The organism is Acinetobacter sp. CAU_H_60, assembly GCF_058599385.1.
On record NZ_CM178653.1, the window covers coordinates 868,930 to 885,708 of the forward strand.

At 40.1% G+C, this 16,779-nt stretch carries 14 protein-coding genes, 1 tRNA gene and 1 pseudogene; 9 read left to right on the forward strand and 7 right to left on the reverse strand.

What is annotated here, in order from left to right:
* The first annotated feature begins 109 nt into the window (after nucleotides 1-109).
* Entirely contained in the window at nucleotides 110-1,636 is a 1,527-nt protein-coding gene (lysS, locus tag AC4MBN_RS03975; RefSeq protein WP_034704199.1) for a lysine--tRNA ligase, read from the forward strand.
* Nucleotides 1,637-1,909: 273 nt separating this feature from the next.
* A pseudogene (locus AC4MBN_RS03980) lies at nucleotides 1,910-3,362 on the forward strand (capsule assembly Wzi family protein).
* Nucleotides 3,363-3,709: 347 nt separating this feature from the next.
* Here AC4MBN_RS03980 and trpS read toward each other — a convergent pair.
* Nucleotides 3,710-4,723 (reverse strand): tryptophan--tRNA ligase, encoded by a 1,014-nt coding sequence (trpS, locus tag AC4MBN_RS03985; protein ID WP_005234596.1) that lies wholly within the window; start codon nucleotides 4,721-4,723, stop codon nucleotides 3,710-3,712.
* A gap of 190 nt (nucleotides 4,724-4,913) precedes the next feature.
* On the opposite strand from trpS, the gene AC4MBN_RS03990 reads away from it, so the two are divergent.
* On the forward strand, nucleotides 4,914-5,840 hold the full coding sequence (locus AC4MBN_RS03990) for a DUF808 domain-containing protein (protein ID WP_491880711.1): 927 nt from the start codon (nucleotides 4,914-4,916) through the stop codon (nucleotides 5,838-5,840).
* 48 nt (nucleotides 5,841-5,888) lie between these two features.
* Nucleotides 5,889-6,791 carry a KPN_02809 family neutral zinc metallopeptidase gene (gene ypfJ / locus AC4MBN_RS03995; RefSeq protein WP_284879837.1) on the forward strand — a complete coding sequence of 301 codons (903 nt, stop codon included), beginning with the start codon at nucleotides 5,889-5,891 and terminating at the stop codon, nucleotides 6,789-6,791.
* A 49-nt stretch (nucleotides 6,792-6,840) separates the two neighbouring features.
* On the opposite strand, the gene AC4MBN_RS04000 is transcribed toward ypfJ, so the two are convergent.
* Nucleotides 6,841-7,395: a hypothetical protein gene (locus AC4MBN_RS04000; RefSeq protein ID WP_419374365.1), complete on the reverse strand. Its 555-nt coding sequence runs from the start codon at nucleotides 7,393-7,395 to the stop codon at nucleotides 6,841-6,843.
* Between the two features lie 216 nt (nucleotides 7,396-7,611).
* Here AC4MBN_RS04000 and AC4MBN_RS04005 point away from each other — a divergent pair, with 216 nt between their 5' ends.
* Together AC4MBN_RS04005 and AC4MBN_RS04010 are read left to right on the forward strand one after the other, a co-directional pair.
* On the forward strand, nucleotides 7,612-9,111 hold the full coding sequence (locus AC4MBN_RS04005) for a cation:proton antiporter (protein ID WP_179992115.1): 1,500 nt from the start codon (nucleotides 7,612-7,614) through the stop codon (nucleotides 9,109-9,111).
* A 65-nt stretch (nucleotides 9,112-9,176) separates the two neighbouring features.
* Nucleotides 9,177-9,473, forward strand: a complete 297-nt coding sequence (locus AC4MBN_RS04010; RefSeq protein ID WP_419363530.1) for an MGMT family protein — start codon at nucleotides 9,177-9,179, stop codon at nucleotides 9,471-9,473.
* 40 nt (nucleotides 9,474-9,513) lie between these two features.
* On the opposite strand, the gene AC4MBN_RS04015 is transcribed toward AC4MBN_RS04010, so the two are convergent.
* Nucleotides 9,514-9,954: a universal stress protein gene (locus AC4MBN_RS04015; RefSeq protein WP_004782991.1), complete on the reverse strand. Its 441-nt coding sequence runs from the start codon at nucleotides 9,952-9,954 to the stop codon at nucleotides 9,514-9,516.
* 240 nt (nucleotides 9,955-10,194) lie between these two features.
* Nucleotides 10,195-10,599 carry a hypothetical protein gene (locus AC4MBN_RS04020; protein ID WP_491880712.1) on the reverse strand — a complete coding sequence of 135 codons (405 nt, stop codon included), beginning with the start codon at nucleotides 10,597-10,599 and terminating at the stop codon, nucleotides 10,195-10,197.
* A 176-nt stretch (nucleotides 10,600-10,775) separates the two neighbouring features.
* On the opposite strand from AC4MBN_RS04020, the gene AC4MBN_RS04025 reads away from it, so the two are divergent.
* A tRNA-Met gene (locus AC4MBN_RS04025) sits at nucleotides 10,776-10,852 on the forward strand.
* 204 nt (nucleotides 10,853-11,056) lie between these two features.
* On the opposite strand, the gene AC4MBN_RS04030 is transcribed toward AC4MBN_RS04025, so the two are convergent.
* The 3 genes from AC4MBN_RS04030 to gltA all read right to left on the reverse strand — a co-directional run bounded on the left by AC4MBN_RS04030 (nucleotide 11,057) and on the right by gltA (nucleotide 15,003).
* The gene (locus AC4MBN_RS04030; protein WP_491880713.1) at nucleotides 11,057-12,682 is read right to left on the reverse strand and encodes an NAD+ synthase; all 1,626 of its coding nucleotides are present in this window, start codon (nucleotides 12,680-12,682) and stop codon (nucleotides 11,057-11,059) included.
* 373 nt (nucleotides 12,683-13,055) lie between these two features.
* On the reverse strand, nucleotides 13,056-13,559 hold the full coding sequence (locus tag AC4MBN_RS04035) for a hypothetical protein (protein ID WP_419363264.1): 504 nt from the start codon (nucleotides 13,557-13,559) through the stop codon (nucleotides 13,056-13,058).
* A 169-nt stretch (nucleotides 13,560-13,728) separates the two neighbouring features.
* Nucleotides 13,729-15,003: a citrate synthase gene (gene gltA / locus AC4MBN_RS04040; protein WP_004782984.1), complete on the reverse strand. Its 1,275-nt coding sequence runs from the start codon at nucleotides 15,001-15,003 to the stop codon at nucleotides 13,729-13,731.
* A 1,003-nt stretch (nucleotides 15,004-16,006) separates the two neighbouring features.
* On the opposite strand from gltA, the gene sdhC reads away from it, so the two are divergent.
* Entirely contained in the window at nucleotides 16,007-16,405 is a 399-nt protein-coding gene (gene sdhC / locus AC4MBN_RS04045) for a succinate dehydrogenase, cytochrome b556 subunit (RefSeq protein WP_419363266.1), read from the forward strand.
* Complete coding sequence (sdhD, locus tag AC4MBN_RS04050) at nucleotides 16,405-16,767, forward strand: succinate dehydrogenase, hydrophobic membrane anchor protein (protein WP_067728971.1); 363 nt, start codon at nucleotides 16,405-16,407, stop codon at nucleotides 16,765-16,767. Before sdhC ends, sdhD begins: the two co-directional genes overlap by 1 nt.
* Nucleotides 16,768-16,779 lie beyond the last annotated feature (12 nt).

Here is a 16,779-nt window from a genome sequence, read left to right on the forward strand (position 1 = left end):
TTTTTCTCAAGAAAAGCCACGTGTGGGAAGTCTTTACGCTACGATTTGATGCAGATTTCTGCTATTCTATGCAACTTCTATTTTTTAACTAATCTTATCCGAGGCAGAGATGACGCAAAATAACGCTCAATCGACTTCTGAACAAATCATTTCCGAAAACGATTTAATTGCACAGCGTCATGCCAAGTTAAAGCAGATTCAAGACCACGCAAAAGAAACTGGTGTTAGCCCATGGCCAAACACATTTAAACGTGAACATTATGCGCAAGATTTACAAGACCAGTTTGCTGATAAATCTAAAGAAGAAATTGAAGCTGGCGAACACGTTCATGTAAAAGTAGCAGGTCGTGTGATGTTGAACCGCGGTTCATTCATCGTGATTCAGGATATGACCGGTCGTATTCAGCTTTATGTTCCACGTAAAGAGCTTGAGCCAGAAGTACTTGCAACGATCAAAGGCTTGGATCTGGGCGATATCATTGCAGTTGAAGGTTATATCGGTCGTTCTGGTAAAGGTGACCTGTATGTTCATATCGAACATTTTGAATTACTGACAAAATCATTACGTCCACTTCCAGACAAGTTCCATGGTTTAACTGATACTGAAGTGAAGTATCGTAAACGTTATCTTGATCTGATCGTAAATGAAGAAACCCGTAAAACTTTTGAAGTTCGTGCCAAAGTTGTTGCCGGTATTCGTAGCTTCCTGAACGACAAACGTTTTATGGAAGTTGAAACCCCGATGATGCACGTAATTCCTGGTGGAGCATCTGCGCGTCCATTTGAAACGCATCATAATGCGCTTGATATGCCATTGTTCTTGCGTATTGCACCTGAGCTTTATTTGAAACGTCTGGTTGTGGGTGGTTTTGAACGTGTGTTCGAAATTAACCGTAACTTCCGTAACGAAGGTGTTTCAACTCGTCATAACCCTGAATTCACCATGATTGAATTCTACCAGGCGTATGCAGATTACAAAGACCTGATGGAATTGACTGAGCAAATGCTGGAAAAATTGGCAATTGATATTCTGGGTACCACTGATGTGCCTTATGGCGATGAAGTCTTTAGCTTCAAAGGACCATTCAAAAAGATCTCAATGTTTGATGCCATTCTTGAGCACAATCCACAGTTCACTCCAGAAAATGTCAATGACCGTGAGTTCCTAGCGAAATTCATTCAGGAAGAACTGAAAGAACAGGTAAAACCAGGTTTTGGTCTGGGTAAACTGCAAACGATCGTGTTTGAAGAAACGGTAGAAACTCAACTACGTCAGCCTACATTCGTGACTGAATATCCAGCAGAAACTTCCCCATTAGCACGTCGTAATGATCAAAACCCGCATATTACAGACCGTTTTGAATTCTTTATCGGTGGTCGTGAACTGGCAAATGGATTCTCGGAATTAAATGACCCGATTGATCAGGCTGAACGCTTCCAGGCGCAGGTCGCTGAGAAAGATGCGGGTGATGATGAAGCAATGCACTATGATGCTGACTTTATTGAAGCCCTGGAATATGGTCTGCCTCCTACAGCAGGTGAAGGGATTGGTATTGACCGCCTAGTAATGATCTTTGCGAATGCACCAAGTATCCGTGATGTAATTTTATTCCCGCATATGCGTCATAAACACTAATGACTTATTCGAAAAAAGGCAGTTTTTAAAACTGCCTTTTTATGTGTTCAGTATTTATCTTAAATAAAATTAAAACCCAGCACTATTTAGATCTATTTTTTTTATATTAGTGATTTCATTTTTTGTATTTCTATCTCATTTTTCGAAGCGATTTATTATTTTAAAAGTCAATTAAATCTAGGGTTTCATATTATACTGATACAGTTTCGCCATTGAATATTGTTTTTGAAATATCTATGGTTAGGCAAAAATAAACTTGAGAATATTGATCCCATGTTTCTAAAAAAACCATTATTAAGTGTACTTCTTACGACACTTTCACTTCCTGTTTTTGCTCAAGGGCTGGTTCTGAATGATGCAAATCTTCGTACTGACTTGAACTGGTTAAACCAGCAAGGGGTGATCCAGATCAGTACCTCGACCTGGCCGCTCAGTGGTGATGAAATTCAACGAGCTCTATCCAATGCACAAGTGAGTAACAAAGTACAACAACGTGTTATTGATTCAGTTCTGGCAAAATTAACAGCAGACAATCAGCAGCTCAAAGTAGGCTTATTTGCGGAAAGTGATCCAAAAGATATTCCTCAAGCCTTTGGCGATCAGCAAAAGGCACAATTTCAGGCAGCTTTAGAGTTTAATGCAGGTGGCGAAAACTGGGATGCCAAGCTCCGGGTTAATGCCGAAAAAGATCGACAAATTGAGAATGATCAGGATGTGAATCTGGAAGGATCTTATCTAGCAGGGGAAACTCTGGAATCAATGGCTGATTGCCGGCCAAATTCCGACCTATTGGGGTCCAGGACATGATGGCAGCTTGATTCGTGGCGATGCTAGCCGCCCAGTATATGGCTTTATGGCACAGCGTGCAGAACAAACAGCTTTTGAAACTAAATGGCTGTCCTGGATTGGACCGTGGCAATATCAGGCTTTTGCAGGCCAATTGGATGATTATACTGCCGTTCCAGATGTCAAACTTATTGGTCTTCGTGTAACAGCACAACCTTTATCTTACCTGGAGCTAGGTGCTTCTCGTGCGATTCAATGGGGTGGGGAAGGACGTCCTGAAAGCTTAAGTTCACTATGGGATGCTTTTGTCGGGAATAAAGATAACGGTGGTACGGGTAAACCTGACCCATCGAACCAGATCGCGGGTTTTGATGCACGCCTGAACCTGTTTCCTTTGACACAGGTGCCTATGGGCTTCTATGGACAATATATCGGTGAAGATGAAGCAGGTGGTCTGCCTGCGAAGAAAATGTATCTGGCTGGGATAGACTATTCTGCAACTGTAAGAAATATGCCATATCAACTTTATACAGAATGGGCAGATACACGTACTAACGGCAAGGTGCGAGGTATTTCTTATAACCATACCAATTACACTTATGGTTTTTATCAGCATGGTTATCCGCTGGCACATGCTTTAGGTGGCGATGCACAGATGGTTTCAGTAGGTGGTGATATCCGTTTTGATCCGATGAACCGTTTATCTGGGCGGGTATTGTTTGCTGAAGTGAATCAGTCCGAACGTGCAAGTGCAAATAATGCTGGTTTTGCTTTTGATGATGAAATTAAAGCATTAGATGTCACCTGGTCGCATTATATTCGACCAGAAATGCCACTTAAAATTAATGCCTGGATAAGTGACTCAGATGTAAATGGTCAGGATGGCGGTGCCTCTATTGGAATTGAAATTCCATTAGAAAAAGGCTTGTTCAAATATTAATATTCAAGACACAATAAAATCCTGCTCATCTGGCAGGATTTTTTATTTTTTCAAAAATTTCAGACAAAAAAAACGCAATGATTGGGGTTGTCATTGCGTAGAAAAAGGAAGTTTCTTTCAAAACTAAATCAAGATTAACTGTGGAGAGAGTTAAATTTGATTCCTTACTGTATGTAAGTATAGTAGGACTCATTCTCATGTGACTCATCAGTATTCATGTTAATAGATGTTAAGTAAGGTTAAAACTATGAAGAATCTGTGTGGAAACTTGCCTTATTTTTGCGCATTTTGGCCTTAAATAAAAAAAGCCCTTCATATGAAGGGCTTTTTTTTAAATATTGTCTAGCTTAGAAATGGAAAACACCTAAGCCTGTTTTCACTTCATCTAAAGTGGCCTGTGTAATATCACGGCATTTGTCTGTACCCGTTTTCAAAATATCCATGATGTAATCTGGATCTTTGGCCAGTTCCATACGACGTTCACGAATCGGACCGATCAGCTCTTTCAGAATACCTTCCAGACGTTTTTTCACCGTACCATCACCCAAACCACCACGGCGATAATGTGCTTTCAGTTCTTCCAGTTCTTCTTTATTGGTGTCGAATGCATCAAGGTAAGTAAATACCACATTGCCCTCAACCTGGCCAGGATCTTCGATGCGCAGGTGATTCGGATCGGTATACATCGCATTGACAGCTTTTTTGATGTCTTTATCAGAAGCATCCAACACAATGGTATTGCCTAGAGATTTAGACATTTTTGCTTTGCCGTCAAAACCTGGTAAGCGTCCCACATTAGAAAGCAGCGCCTTACATTCAGGCAGTAATTCACGGCCAATCTGACGGTTAAGGCGACGTACGATTTCGTTGGTTTGTTCGATCATTGGAATCTGATCTTCGCCCACCGGAACTACAGTTGCTTTAAAGGCTGTGATATCTGCTGCTTGAGCCACTGGATAGCATAAGAAACCTGCAGGAATATCACGCTCAAAACCACGCATCTGAATTTCTGATTTAATAGTCGGGTTGCGCTCTAGACGTGAAACTGTCACAAAGTTCAGATAGAGCATAGTCAGTTCGTTTAAGGCTGGCAGGCAAGACTGAACACAGATAGTAGTTTTGGTTGGATCAATACCGACAGCCAGATAATCTGTTGCTACTTCAATAATATTGCGACGTACTTTTTCAAAGTTGTCTGCATTATCTGTCAAGGCTTGAGCATCAGCGAGTAACAAATGTTGATGGTGAGAATCTTGTAAACCTACGCGAGAGCGTAATGAACCGACAAAATGGCCAAGGTGAAGCTGTCCGGTAGGACGGTCGCCAGTCAAGATTACTGGACGATTATCTTGATTACTCATTATCTATTCCAAAAAGTAGTCTGTACTACATCAATATTTTAACGAATGGCCACATTGTACGGCATTCTGTTTTTGAATGTCAGCCAGAAAAAAAAGCCGTAGTAAAAAATCTTATTAATTAAACAAGTGAATACAATATTTTTTTAATATTTTCATTAAAATATGTCTAAAGGTGATAAGGATAACAAGAATGGCGAGCAGCTTATTAATATTATTGGATGATATTGCGACTGTTTTAGACGATGTTGCCGTGATGAGTAAGATGGCTGCAAAAAAGACAGCAGGTGTCTTGGGGGATGACTTGGCATTAAATGCCCAGCAAGTCAGCGGTGTACGGGCAGAACGTGAACTTCCTGTGGTGTGGGGAGTAGCCAAAGGTTCTTTTATTAATAAGCTGATTCTTGTTCCTTTGGCTTTACTTATTAGTGTGGTTGCACCCTGGTTAATTAATCCTTTACTGATGATTGGTGGTCTATTTCTCTGTTATGAAGGCGTAGAAAAAGTCCTGCATAGCTTAAAGCATAAGAAAGCTAAGACTGAAGAAGATGCTGAGGCTGAATTCACTACGATCGAAACCGATTTGGCTACATTTGAAAAAGAGAAAATTAAGGGTGCGATCCGAACTGATTTCATTCTGTCAGCGGAAATTGTAGTGATTTCTTTGGGCACCGTGGCAGCCGCAGCTTTTACCACCAAGGTCATCGTACTGGCAGGGATTGCCATATTAATGACAGTCGGGGTGTACGGCTTCGTTGCCATGATTGTTAAAATTGATGATCTAGGTTTGTACCTGACTAAGCAGGCATCCAGCTTCAAGCAAAGTATAGGCCGTGGATTACTGGCTTTTGCTCCTAAATTAATGAAAACCCTGACGATTGTAGGTACGATTGCGATGTTTCTGGTCGGTGGCGGGATTATTGCCCATACCATTCCATGGTTTCATCATTTTACTGAAGATTCGGTTGAGTATGTAGAGCATATTCCTAGCCTAGGAAGTATTGTAGGGGCTGTTACGCCTACACTGATTAATCTGATGATTGGTTTTGTGGCAGGGTTAATTGTATTTATCTTGATTGGCTTTATTCAAAAAATCAGATCGAAACCAAAGCAAGCATAAATCAGGCTCGTTAAAATAAGCTGAATTTAAACTATAAGGAATCTCACTATGCGCTGGAAAGGACGTCGTGTTAGTAGCAATGTAGAAGACCGTCGTGGCGGTGGTGCCAAAGCCGGTGGAATCAGTATTCTCGGGTTAATTATTGCTTTCGTGGCCTGGAAATTTTTTGGTGTTGATCCACAGCAAGCCTATCAAACTACCAAGCAGGTCACGCAAGGTGTTTCTAGTGCAGAAACACGAGGTCTGGAAAATCCAACGCCAGAGCAGCAAGAAGCGATCGATTTTGTAGGAACTGTCCTTGCCGATACAGAAGATACCTGGTCTCAAGTATTTCAGCAGCAGCTGAACCAGCAATATACTCCGCCTAAACTGGTTCTATTTAGTGGGGTAGTAAATTCTGGTTGTGGTACAGCGCAATCGGCCATGGGACCTTTCTACTGTCCGGCAGACCAGAAAGTTTATATTGATACGGCATTCTTTAAAGATATGCGTACTCAAATGGGAATCAGCGGGGAACAGAACTCAACCGAGTTATCTCGCAATGATCAGGCAGGCGATTTTGCTCAAGCCTATGTGGTAGCACATGAGGTGGGTCATCATATCCAGACCATTTTAGGTATTTCTTCAGAGGTACAGCAGGCACGTCAACAAGCCACTCAAGCTCAGGGCAATCAGCTTTCTGTACGTCAAGAACTACAGGCGGATTGTCTGGCTGGGGTATGGGCTTATCATAACCATGAGCGTACGCAGTTCCTGGAGCAGGGTGATGTACAAGAAGCTATGGATGCGGCACACAAGATCGGTGATGACTATCTGCAGAAAAAGGCACAAGGCCATGTCGTGCCGGACAGCTTTACGCATGGTACCAGTGCACAGCGGGTAAAATGGTTTAATACCGGTCTGAAATCAGGTCAAATGTCTGCTTGTGATACTTTTAATCAAAATATCTAAAACTAAAGATCAAAAAAGGGGAGCAAATGCTCCCCTAATGATTGAATAGTTATTTTTCCAGAAAACGACGGAAGTTTTTCAAAATCTTGATACTGACAAATAAGGCAGCCAAGGCAAATAGCGAAATCGCAAAGAGAATATATTTTAAATTGCTGATGTCATTATTATAAAATTGCTTCAGTTCATTTCTGGAATAGCTGAGTTTAGTGATCTGACCAGTTCGACTATCTTGGAACTGAATATTTTCAATATAAAAATAATTTCTCACTTTTACTAAATTAACATTCTGAATCTGCCGGGTATGTGATTGATTATAGTCATCAGTACATAGGGCTGCATAATGCTCACAGCTGATTTTTGCTACATAACCATTTCCAGCAATCAGGATAAACATTGCGTTGTCTGGACGTTGATTATTAGACACCAGTACATATTGTGCTTTGGCACTGCTTTTTAAAGGAATGCTCACGGCTTGCTGATAATATTGATCTGCTTTCAGAATTTCCTGAACTTTGGCAACACAGGTAAATATCAAGGAGAGTGTGACCAGAAAAATGACAGCAGCGAGACACAGACGGAATATGGTTTTGACAGTTTGATGCATGGGAGAAAATTTCTAAATATAAAGAAGAGGTGAGCAATAAAGTGCTTTAAGGCTGTATGTTAAATCATCAGTTGTGAATATTGAAAAGAAACTTAACTTAATTCGAAAAAAAATGGGACTAAACTTGATCCGCTAAAATATACTGTTTTTTTAAATTTATATTTCAAGTAAATCTTTCAGCTCACGGCTGCAAATTGCCAAATCTTAGGAAACCTAATGGGAAGTTTCTTTTTTTTACAACTGTTGACAGTGGTCTTTGCTCTGTCAATTGCCACTACCATGTTCAACAAACGTGTTCTAAGTTTTCCTCAAGCCATTGGTGTGCCGATTGTTTCCGCTATTTTTGTTTTTATCCTGCAATGGTGTGCAAGTCTGCTACAGGGTAATCCATTTTTTAGCATCAATATTGATAATATTGAGAAAGCAGTCCGCCATGTCGATTTTTATGACTTCCTGATTAATGGGGTGATCTGTTTCATTCTGACATCATCCGCATTGAAGTTTAAGGTTTCAGATTTACGCAATCACTGGCGGCCGATTGGTATTCTGGCCAGTCTGGCATTAGTTTTCTGTGCAGTTTTCTTTGGTATTGCGCTATACGGTTATCAGTTCCTGATTGGTAACCACGTCGATATATTGGTCCTACTATTGCTGGGTGCTGCGCTCGGAGCAACGGATCCAATTGGGATTAAAGGTGTACTCAGTTCGGTACGCGCACCCCATCATTTGATCGTGAAGCTGGAAGGTGAGTCGCTGTTTAATGATGCGATGTGTATTGCATTATTTATGACCTTACTGAATGTACTGCAAGGTGAAAACTTTACCGTACTCGCCGTCCTGCAAACATTGCTTTATGAAATTGTCGTGGCAGTCTTGATCGGGATCGGTTTTGGTCTGGCGATTCTACGTATTCTGCGCGGTAAACATGAAATGGAATCACTGATATTAACTACTGCACTGTTGGCTTGTGGTTCATATCTGATTGCTTTACTGGCGCATGCTTCTGCACCAATTGCCTGTGTAATTGGCGGCTTGATCGTCGGTAATAAATGGAAAGAAATTCTGGCTGATGCAGACATCGGTGATGTAAACCATTTCTGGCATACGGTAGAGGGGATTATCAATTCCTTCCTGTTCACCTTGATTGGTCTGGAACTGTTCATTATTGATCTAAGTACCAGTCTGGTTCTAGGCGGAATTGTTGCTTTCATAATTCTGCATTTGGCGCGATTCCTGGCCAATCATCTGTCTTTTGCATTATTCCCTAGAATGCGCAAGAAGAGTTATAACGGCAGTTTAACCATTCTGTCTTGGGGTGGGGTACGTGGCGGGATTTCCTTAGCCCTGATTCTGGCAGTGGCCAATATTCCACAACTGGAAGCGTATAGCAGTATTCTGATTGGATATACCTTCATTGTGGTACTTCTTTCCGGGGTGGTTTGTGGCCTAGGTTTGCCAGCCGTAATGAATGCCTTTTATTACAACCCGAATGAAGAAACCCAAGGCTTTAAAGGCTGGTATCAGCGGATGTGCCACAAGATGAACCGTCGCGGTTTTCAGTATATTGTAGGAGAGGATGCAAATGGAAATGAAACCATCACCATCTTCCAGCCAGAAATGCTGATTGATAAGAAGGATGCAGATGGTGTAGCAACGGTGCATCATCCTGACAAAGTACAGGAAGTAAAACGTTTAGAAAATCCAGAGAATTTCTAATTTTTAGATTTTTCTATCAAGATTGAAAGCCTATGACATCAAGTGCAAGCCAGGAAATGGCACAAATGATTCTGAGTGTGGTCAGTCAGATTCCTTATGCGAAGGTAACGACCTATGGACAGATCGCTAAACTGGCTGGCTTACCCAAACATGCGCGTCTGGTGGGTAGGGTTTTAAGTCAGCTTGATACAGAAACCGATTTGCCTTGGCATCGTGTCCTGAACGCTCAAGGTAAGATCAGTCTCAATAAACTGGATGAATATGGACATAATATTCAACAGCAAAAATTAGGCGCAGAAGGGATCCTATGTGCTGGAAATCGGGTCAGCTTAAAGCAGTATCAATGGGATGGATTTGTTTGAAAGAGAAATCCCCACTTGATTGAAGTGGGGATTTTTTTTATTACTTACGGATGACCATTACAGGAACATTGGCCTGTCCCAAGATGCTTTGCGCAACACTTCCCAAGAACAGTTTCTTGAAGCCAGTACGGCCATGTGAACCAATCACAATCAGATCAGTATTCAATGATTCAGCTGCCTTGACAATTTCGCTATAAATCACCTGACCTTCGAGTAGCTGAGTCTCTGCATCAATACCTGCCGCAGCAAATTTTGCTTTTGCTTCGTCAAGTGTCTTCAGAATCGCAGTACGGGCACGTTCAACCAGGTCATTGGTTTGAGCTGCTGTGATGTATTCAGCTGCGATATAGGGATCAAGTGCCAGCACCTGAACCACTGTCACTTTACTGTTAAATGCTTTGGCAATTTCGACGGCTTTATCGACTGCAGCGTAGGAAGTTTCTGAACCGTCAACAGGTACTAAAATATGTTCAAATGACATTAGAATTCTCCTTATCGGAAATAAGTTTTATAAAAATATGACGCGTTAAAATCGTGTACGAATTGTTGTTTATACTTTGATCATAGCCTGTATTGTATAAAAATAAAACCAAGTAAATACATAGGTATAATGTCTAATAGATTAAACAGTTAAACGCAGGTTTCTGAGTTTTAAGTTTCATGGTTTATTGATTTTAAATAATTGAATTATATGGATTTACAGAAATATTCAAGCTGATTGTCAATCACATTGAATGGATGCCGGGTCCAATTTGATTTGTGGTACCAGTTGTTCATATTGATTTAAAATCGCCTGCGTCTCAGGTGCGAAAATTTGTTGTTGCAGTTGCTGGATTTTATGTTCGTTCACATGCAAACGTGCACAATAGAATGCAATCTGATTTTCTTTGGCAATGGCCAGTCGTTGAGTCTGATCATATTCCGGATAACGCTTGATTTGCTGTTGAGCCCGACTTAATTGCGCCAAGGTGCGTTTCTGTTGCATGCTCATGAATTGTTGATGATTAATCCACTGTGCCACATCGCGACGTACTCCATTGTAGTTGACAAAAATAGGAGAAATCACCTGGCAGGCGGTGATTGCTAAAGTGCTAAGCAAAAGAATCAGTATGTTAATTTTGTACATCGGTGAAAGCTCCAATCATTAAAGTTCTTCATAAGAATATGTGAAATACCAAATAAAAAATCTAATATTGTTTAAAGTTTAAGAGTTTATTCTTCATTTGCATAAAGACTGAACATTTGTGGTTTAAAATGCTTGACGATACAACCTGAAATTACGATAATGCGCACACAGTTTACGGCTATGTAGCTCAGTTGGTTAGAGCACCGCACTCATAATGCGGGGGTCACAGGTTCAAGTCCCGTCATAGCCACCATTTTAAAAGACCAAGCTCTCAGCTTGGTCTCTTTTTTTGTGCCATAAAAATATCAATAAAAAATTAAGAGAAAGTTCTTCTAAATATCTGTCTGTTTAAATTTTTGAATCTTCTTTTAATTTCTTAACTCTATTTATTGCTTAAAGATAAAAAAATGCCCAAGCATTTACTTGGGCATTATAGCTAATCTAGTTTTGTTAAAACTTAGATACCTGCTTTCCAACCATTAACGACCGGATACCGACGTTCACGACCATAAGAACGCGAGCTGATACGTGGACCAATCGCACCCTGACGACGTTTGTATTCGTTAATATCCACCAAACGAATCACTTTTTTCACAACTTCAGCTTCAAAGCCTTTGGCAATGATGTCATCTTGACTCAGATCTTCTTCAATATAAGCATAAAGAATCGCATCAAGTACTTCATAAGCTGGTAATGAATCCTGATCGACCTGATCTGGACGAAGTTCTGCAGATGGTGGACGGGTAATTACACGCTCAGGAATCACTGGAGTTTCGGCGATGCTATTACGGTATTTTGCCAGTTCAAACACAATGGTTTTATAAACATCTTTTAATACCGCGAAGCCGCCGACCATATCGCCGTATAGCGTACAGTAGCCAACGGCAAGTTCGGATTTATTACCGGTTGCCAGAACCAGATTACCGAACTTGTTAGACAGCGCCATTAATAGCGTACCGCGTGCACGTGCTTGCAGGTTTTCTTCAGTGGCATCTACAGGGGCATTGCCAAAGAAGGGATACAGGGTTTGCAAGAAGCCATTTACAATCGGGTTAATCTCGGCAATACCGAAAGTTACACCCATGGTTTTTGCCTGTTCAGTGGCATCTTCTACACTGATCTGAGCAGTATAGGTATAAGGCATCATCACTGCTTGAACTTTGTCAGGGCCAATCGCATCTGCTGCGATGGCAAGAGTCAGGGCAGAGTCAATACCACCAGACAGACCCAGAATTACACCTGGGAAACCTGAACGCTGTACATAATCACGGGTTGCCATCACCAGACTTTGATAAATCTCGGCCATAGTTTCTAGGGCTGGAGTAATCGTGCCTTTGCTGAACTCTAATTTTTCTGCATCATATTCAGCGATATACAGGCCTTTTTCAAAGCTAGGTGCTTGCAGAGCCACTTCGCCTGATTTATTGAGTACAAAGCTGGTACCATCAAAGATTAGATCATCTTGGCCACCTACCTGGTTACAGTACACTAGATTGATATTCAACTGTTTGACCAGCGCAGCCATGGCATAGATACGGTGTTGCGGTTTGCCGACTTCATATGGAGAAGCATTCAGAACCAGTGCAGTATCAATATTCAATTGAGCCAGCTGTTGAACCGTAGATAATGACCAGACATCTTCACAGATCAGAACACCAAACTTGTGTCCCAGATATTCGAAGACCAGATGCTGATGTCCTTCACCAAAATAGCGTTTCTCATCAAATACACCATAGTTTGGCAGAGTCTGCTTATTATAAACCCCTAAAACTTCACCATCTTTCATGACGGCTGCTGAGTTATAACGTTCACCATCTTCAGTCTGATTGACAAAACCGAAGACCATGACGATATCTTTTACTTCAGTCAGTTTCTCAAACGCCAGTTTTGTACGTTTAGCCAGACTTGGACGAATTAATAAATCTTCAGCCGGATAACCTAAAGTTGAAAGTTCAGGGAAAATAATAAGATCAGCATTATCTTTTTTGGCCTGATTTGCCAAATCTATCATTGTCTGCGTATTTGCATCTAAATTGCCCACATGTGGAGAGAATTGAGCAATCGCAATTTTAAAACTTTTCATTCCAATTAAGTCCTATTCCTATAGGTGAATACACTAAATCACTGATTTTTAAAATTCTAATTATCCAGCTGAGTGCAGTTTGATACGAACAAAATGCCAAATGGCCAAAATTAAAAAAGTCATGACCGCATGATCATTAAATCTTGATTTGCGAGCTAAAAATATCATACTTGGCTTATTTTATCGAAATTTGAGGCAGATGCTAGAGCTGTTTCAGGAGAATTGAAACAGATACACAAAGATATGATCAGAAATGACTTATTATGGTGCTTTTTTATTCTGGTAAATGCACAAAAATACTCAATTGGATTTAAATGAGTTTATTTTCCAAAAATATAAATCAACAGAATACTTGAGTGAAAAATATTCAATATCATCTGCTTAACTGATTTTTTAAAATAATATTGGGGATTTTTTTTAGAAAAATATCGCGTGCAATATCTCCCTGTTGTTCAATGTTATAGTCTAAAAAGGATTTGTTGGGATTAAATTGATATTTGTAAGGATTATATTTTCCCATAGTTAAAAAATAAGCGGCCTGCAAAAAAGCACCCTTAAACAACACATTAATATTTCGCTGATATTGATAAATATGTGCCATTTCATGAATGAAAAGCGCCTGATAAGAACGGCTTTCTTTAGAATAATCAGCCCGATAATTCAGGTTACGCACATGAATATAACCACTTGGTGCCATGATCACATGCTTGGATTGCCAGGGCAGGAAAGGGTGATTCATGACGCGGACTGTTGAATAGTCAATCAGGTCAGCAAAGACTTGCTGGCAAAGCTTGATTTCCCCTGAAGTCAAATTCCGGCTTTTAAATTGATCAAAACGAACCATTCTCAGGATAAAAGGAAGCAGGTAAAACAGCATTAAAACTCAATCCTTAACGATATAAGAGTACTTTCTAGAAATTTGCAGAAATGGAAAATTCTTCAGGCTTGCTATTTTAATTTTTTCACATCTTTATTGTGTTAGTTTTTGTCAGTTATAAAAAAACCACCCAGAAGGGTGGTTTTTACGTCTTTCAACGCTAACCGAATTAACGGTTGATGTCGCGTTGAACTTCGCCAGTGTAAAGCTGACGAGGACGACCGATCTTATAAGGACCGCTGTGCATTTCTAACCAGTGGCTGATCCAACCAACTGTACGTGCAAGCGCGAAGATCACAGTAAACATTTCTGTTGGGATACCAATCGCTTTAAGGATGATGCCTGAGTAGAAGTCTACGTTAGGGTAAAGGTTACGTTTGATGAAGTATTCGTCAGAAAGCGCGATACGTTCAAGTTCCATAGCAAGAGCAAGCTGTGGATCGTTGATGCCAAGAGCACCAAGAACTTCGTCACAAGTTTCTTTCATTACTTTCGCACGTGGATCGAAGTTTTTGTACACACGGTGACCGAAGCCCATGAGTTTAACTTCTTTAGTTTTCACTTTTTCCATGAAGCCAGCAACGTTTTCTACAGTGCCGATTTCATCAAGCATCTTAAGAACAGCTTCGTTCGCACCACCGTGAGCAGGACCCCAAAGTGCAGAGATACCAGCAGCGATACATGCATATGGGTTAGCGCCAGTAGAACCAGCTAAACGTACTGTAGACGTAGAAGCATTTTGTTCGTGGTCAGCGTGAAGTGTGAAGATACGGTCCATTGCTTTCGCAAGAATTGGATCTACTTTGTAGTCACGGTCTGCTGGAGTAGCAAACATCATGTACAGGAAGTTTTCAGCGTAAGTCAAATCGTTACGTGGGTAAACGAATGGTTGACCAACAGTGTATTTGTAGCTCCAAGCTGCCAAAGTAGGAATCTTAGCGATTAAACGAATCGCAGTGATTTCACGATGGTTAACATCTTCGATGTCCAGATTGTTGTGATAGAATGCAGACAACGCACCAACAACACCAACCATGATTGCCATAGGGTGAGCATCACGACGGAAACCGTTATAGAAGCGGCTTACTTGATCGTGAACCATAGTGTGGTTACGAACTTTAGCGTCGAATTCTTCTTTTTGCTCAGCTGTTGGAAGCTCGCCATTAAGAAGTAAGTAGCAAGTTTCTAGGTAATCAGCTTTAGTTGCTAACTGGTCAATTGGGTAGCCACGGTGTAAAAGAACACCTTTATTACCATCGATGAAAGTGATTTTAGACTCGCATGCAGCTGTTGCCATAAAACCAGGATCAAAAGTAAAGTGACCTGCAGCCAACACATCTTTAACGTCGATTACATCTGGGCCCAATGTGCCGCTGTAAATTGGTAATTCAATTTCTTTGCCATCAAGCTGTAAAACGGCTTTCTTGCCAGTTGCTTCAGACATTCAATAGATCTCCTGTCCTGGTGAATGTATATCCGAGTTGCCTATCAATCTTTTAATGCACAAAACGGACGGATCAAAAATTTGCTATAAGATTAGTGGCTACTGAAATTTTGTCAATTATACTTATGGATGAAAAATGACATTCTCACAGTGGTTTAGTCATTTATCTTGGTATAAAAAGTTTAATAAAATCACAGTACCAAACCTCTATAATAAGTCAAATTGAACAGAAGGTGCAGAAAAAAATATGGTCTTTGCCGTATTTGTAAGCGTTTTTTCCTAGCAAAAAATAAAGGAGAAATTGAGAAAATATTCTAAGGCTGCAACTTAAAATTATATAAATCTCGTAACTTACATCGATTTCCTTAAGTTTTTACTTCAAACTTGAATTATAAATAAAAGCAATAAATTTTCTTTTTGGCTCTGTTTAATCGGCTAAAAAATAGCTCGTAAATTTGCTTCACTTTGTTTAATACAACTTAAACAAAAATAAATAAGTGTTTTTTTGAATATAAAATGTCTAAAAAAATCAAAAAAACTATGATCTACAAAGAGATAAGTAGGTTTTAGTATAAAAATTCTAAATTGAGATGCCTTTATATAAATAGTCATTATTTATTTGTGAAATATATCCTTATGATTTTACTTGGAATTAATAAGGACTTAGAGGCGAAATTACATTTTTGCTGTTCATCTTTAGTCTAAATCTACTTAGTCGAAGCTTGGCTAGATAACAGACTAAATTAATCAAGTTAATTATTAAAAAACAAATATCTAGAATGAAAATATAAAGATAAAGCAAGTAGGGGGGGGTTAAAGTTGTTGTTAATGATTCTTATTTAAAGGTTTTTTATTTAAAAAGCCAAATACAGTTGTTTGTATTTTAATAGTTCACGTTTTATAATTCAGTGTCGTTTTATGTTTAGGCATGTATTTGCCTGATAATGCCAGCTTTCCTTCGAATTAATTCCAACAAACTCCGGATGGAGTTTTTAACTACAGGATGCCCGCTGTGAAAAGCAACAGACCTGTCAATTTGTCCATGGGTCAAGTTTTAGAAGTAAACTTAAAATCACCCGTGGCTATTGCATCAATTCTACACCGTCTTTCAGGTGTCATCGTATTTTTACTCGTACCGGTACTTCTATGGATTTTGGACAAGTCATTGTCTTCTCCAGAAGGTTTTGCGCAAGTGCAAGAAATCATGAATGGTTTCATTGTTCGCTTCATCGTATGGGTATTTGTCGCTGGTTTAATCTACCACTTCATCGCTGGTGTTAAGCATTTACTTGCTGACGTTGGTGTAGCAGAAGAACTGCAAAGTGGTCGTACTGCAGCTACTATCGCATTAATCTTGTCAGCAATCGGTATCGTTGCGTCATTTGTATGGATCGTACTCTAATGAAAAGTGCTACTGGTTTAACGGGTTCAGGTTCTCGCGATTGGTTTCTTCAACGTGTGAGTGCAGTTGTATTGGCTGTATATACTGTTGTTGTTTTTGGTTGGATCCTTTGTAATGGTGGTTTCAACTTCGAACAGTGGTATGGCTTTATGATGACAACTCCAATGAAGATTATGTCTTTATTGGCAGTTTTCTCTCTTGTTGCACATGCATGGATTGGTATGTGGCAAGTATTCACTGACTATGTGACTACTCGTCAAATGGGTCCATCAGCATCAGGTTTACGCATTGTATTGACTTCGGCAGTGATTATCGCTGTATTAGCATACGCAATCTGGGCAATCCAGATTTTCTGGGCTTGATAGGAAGAGATC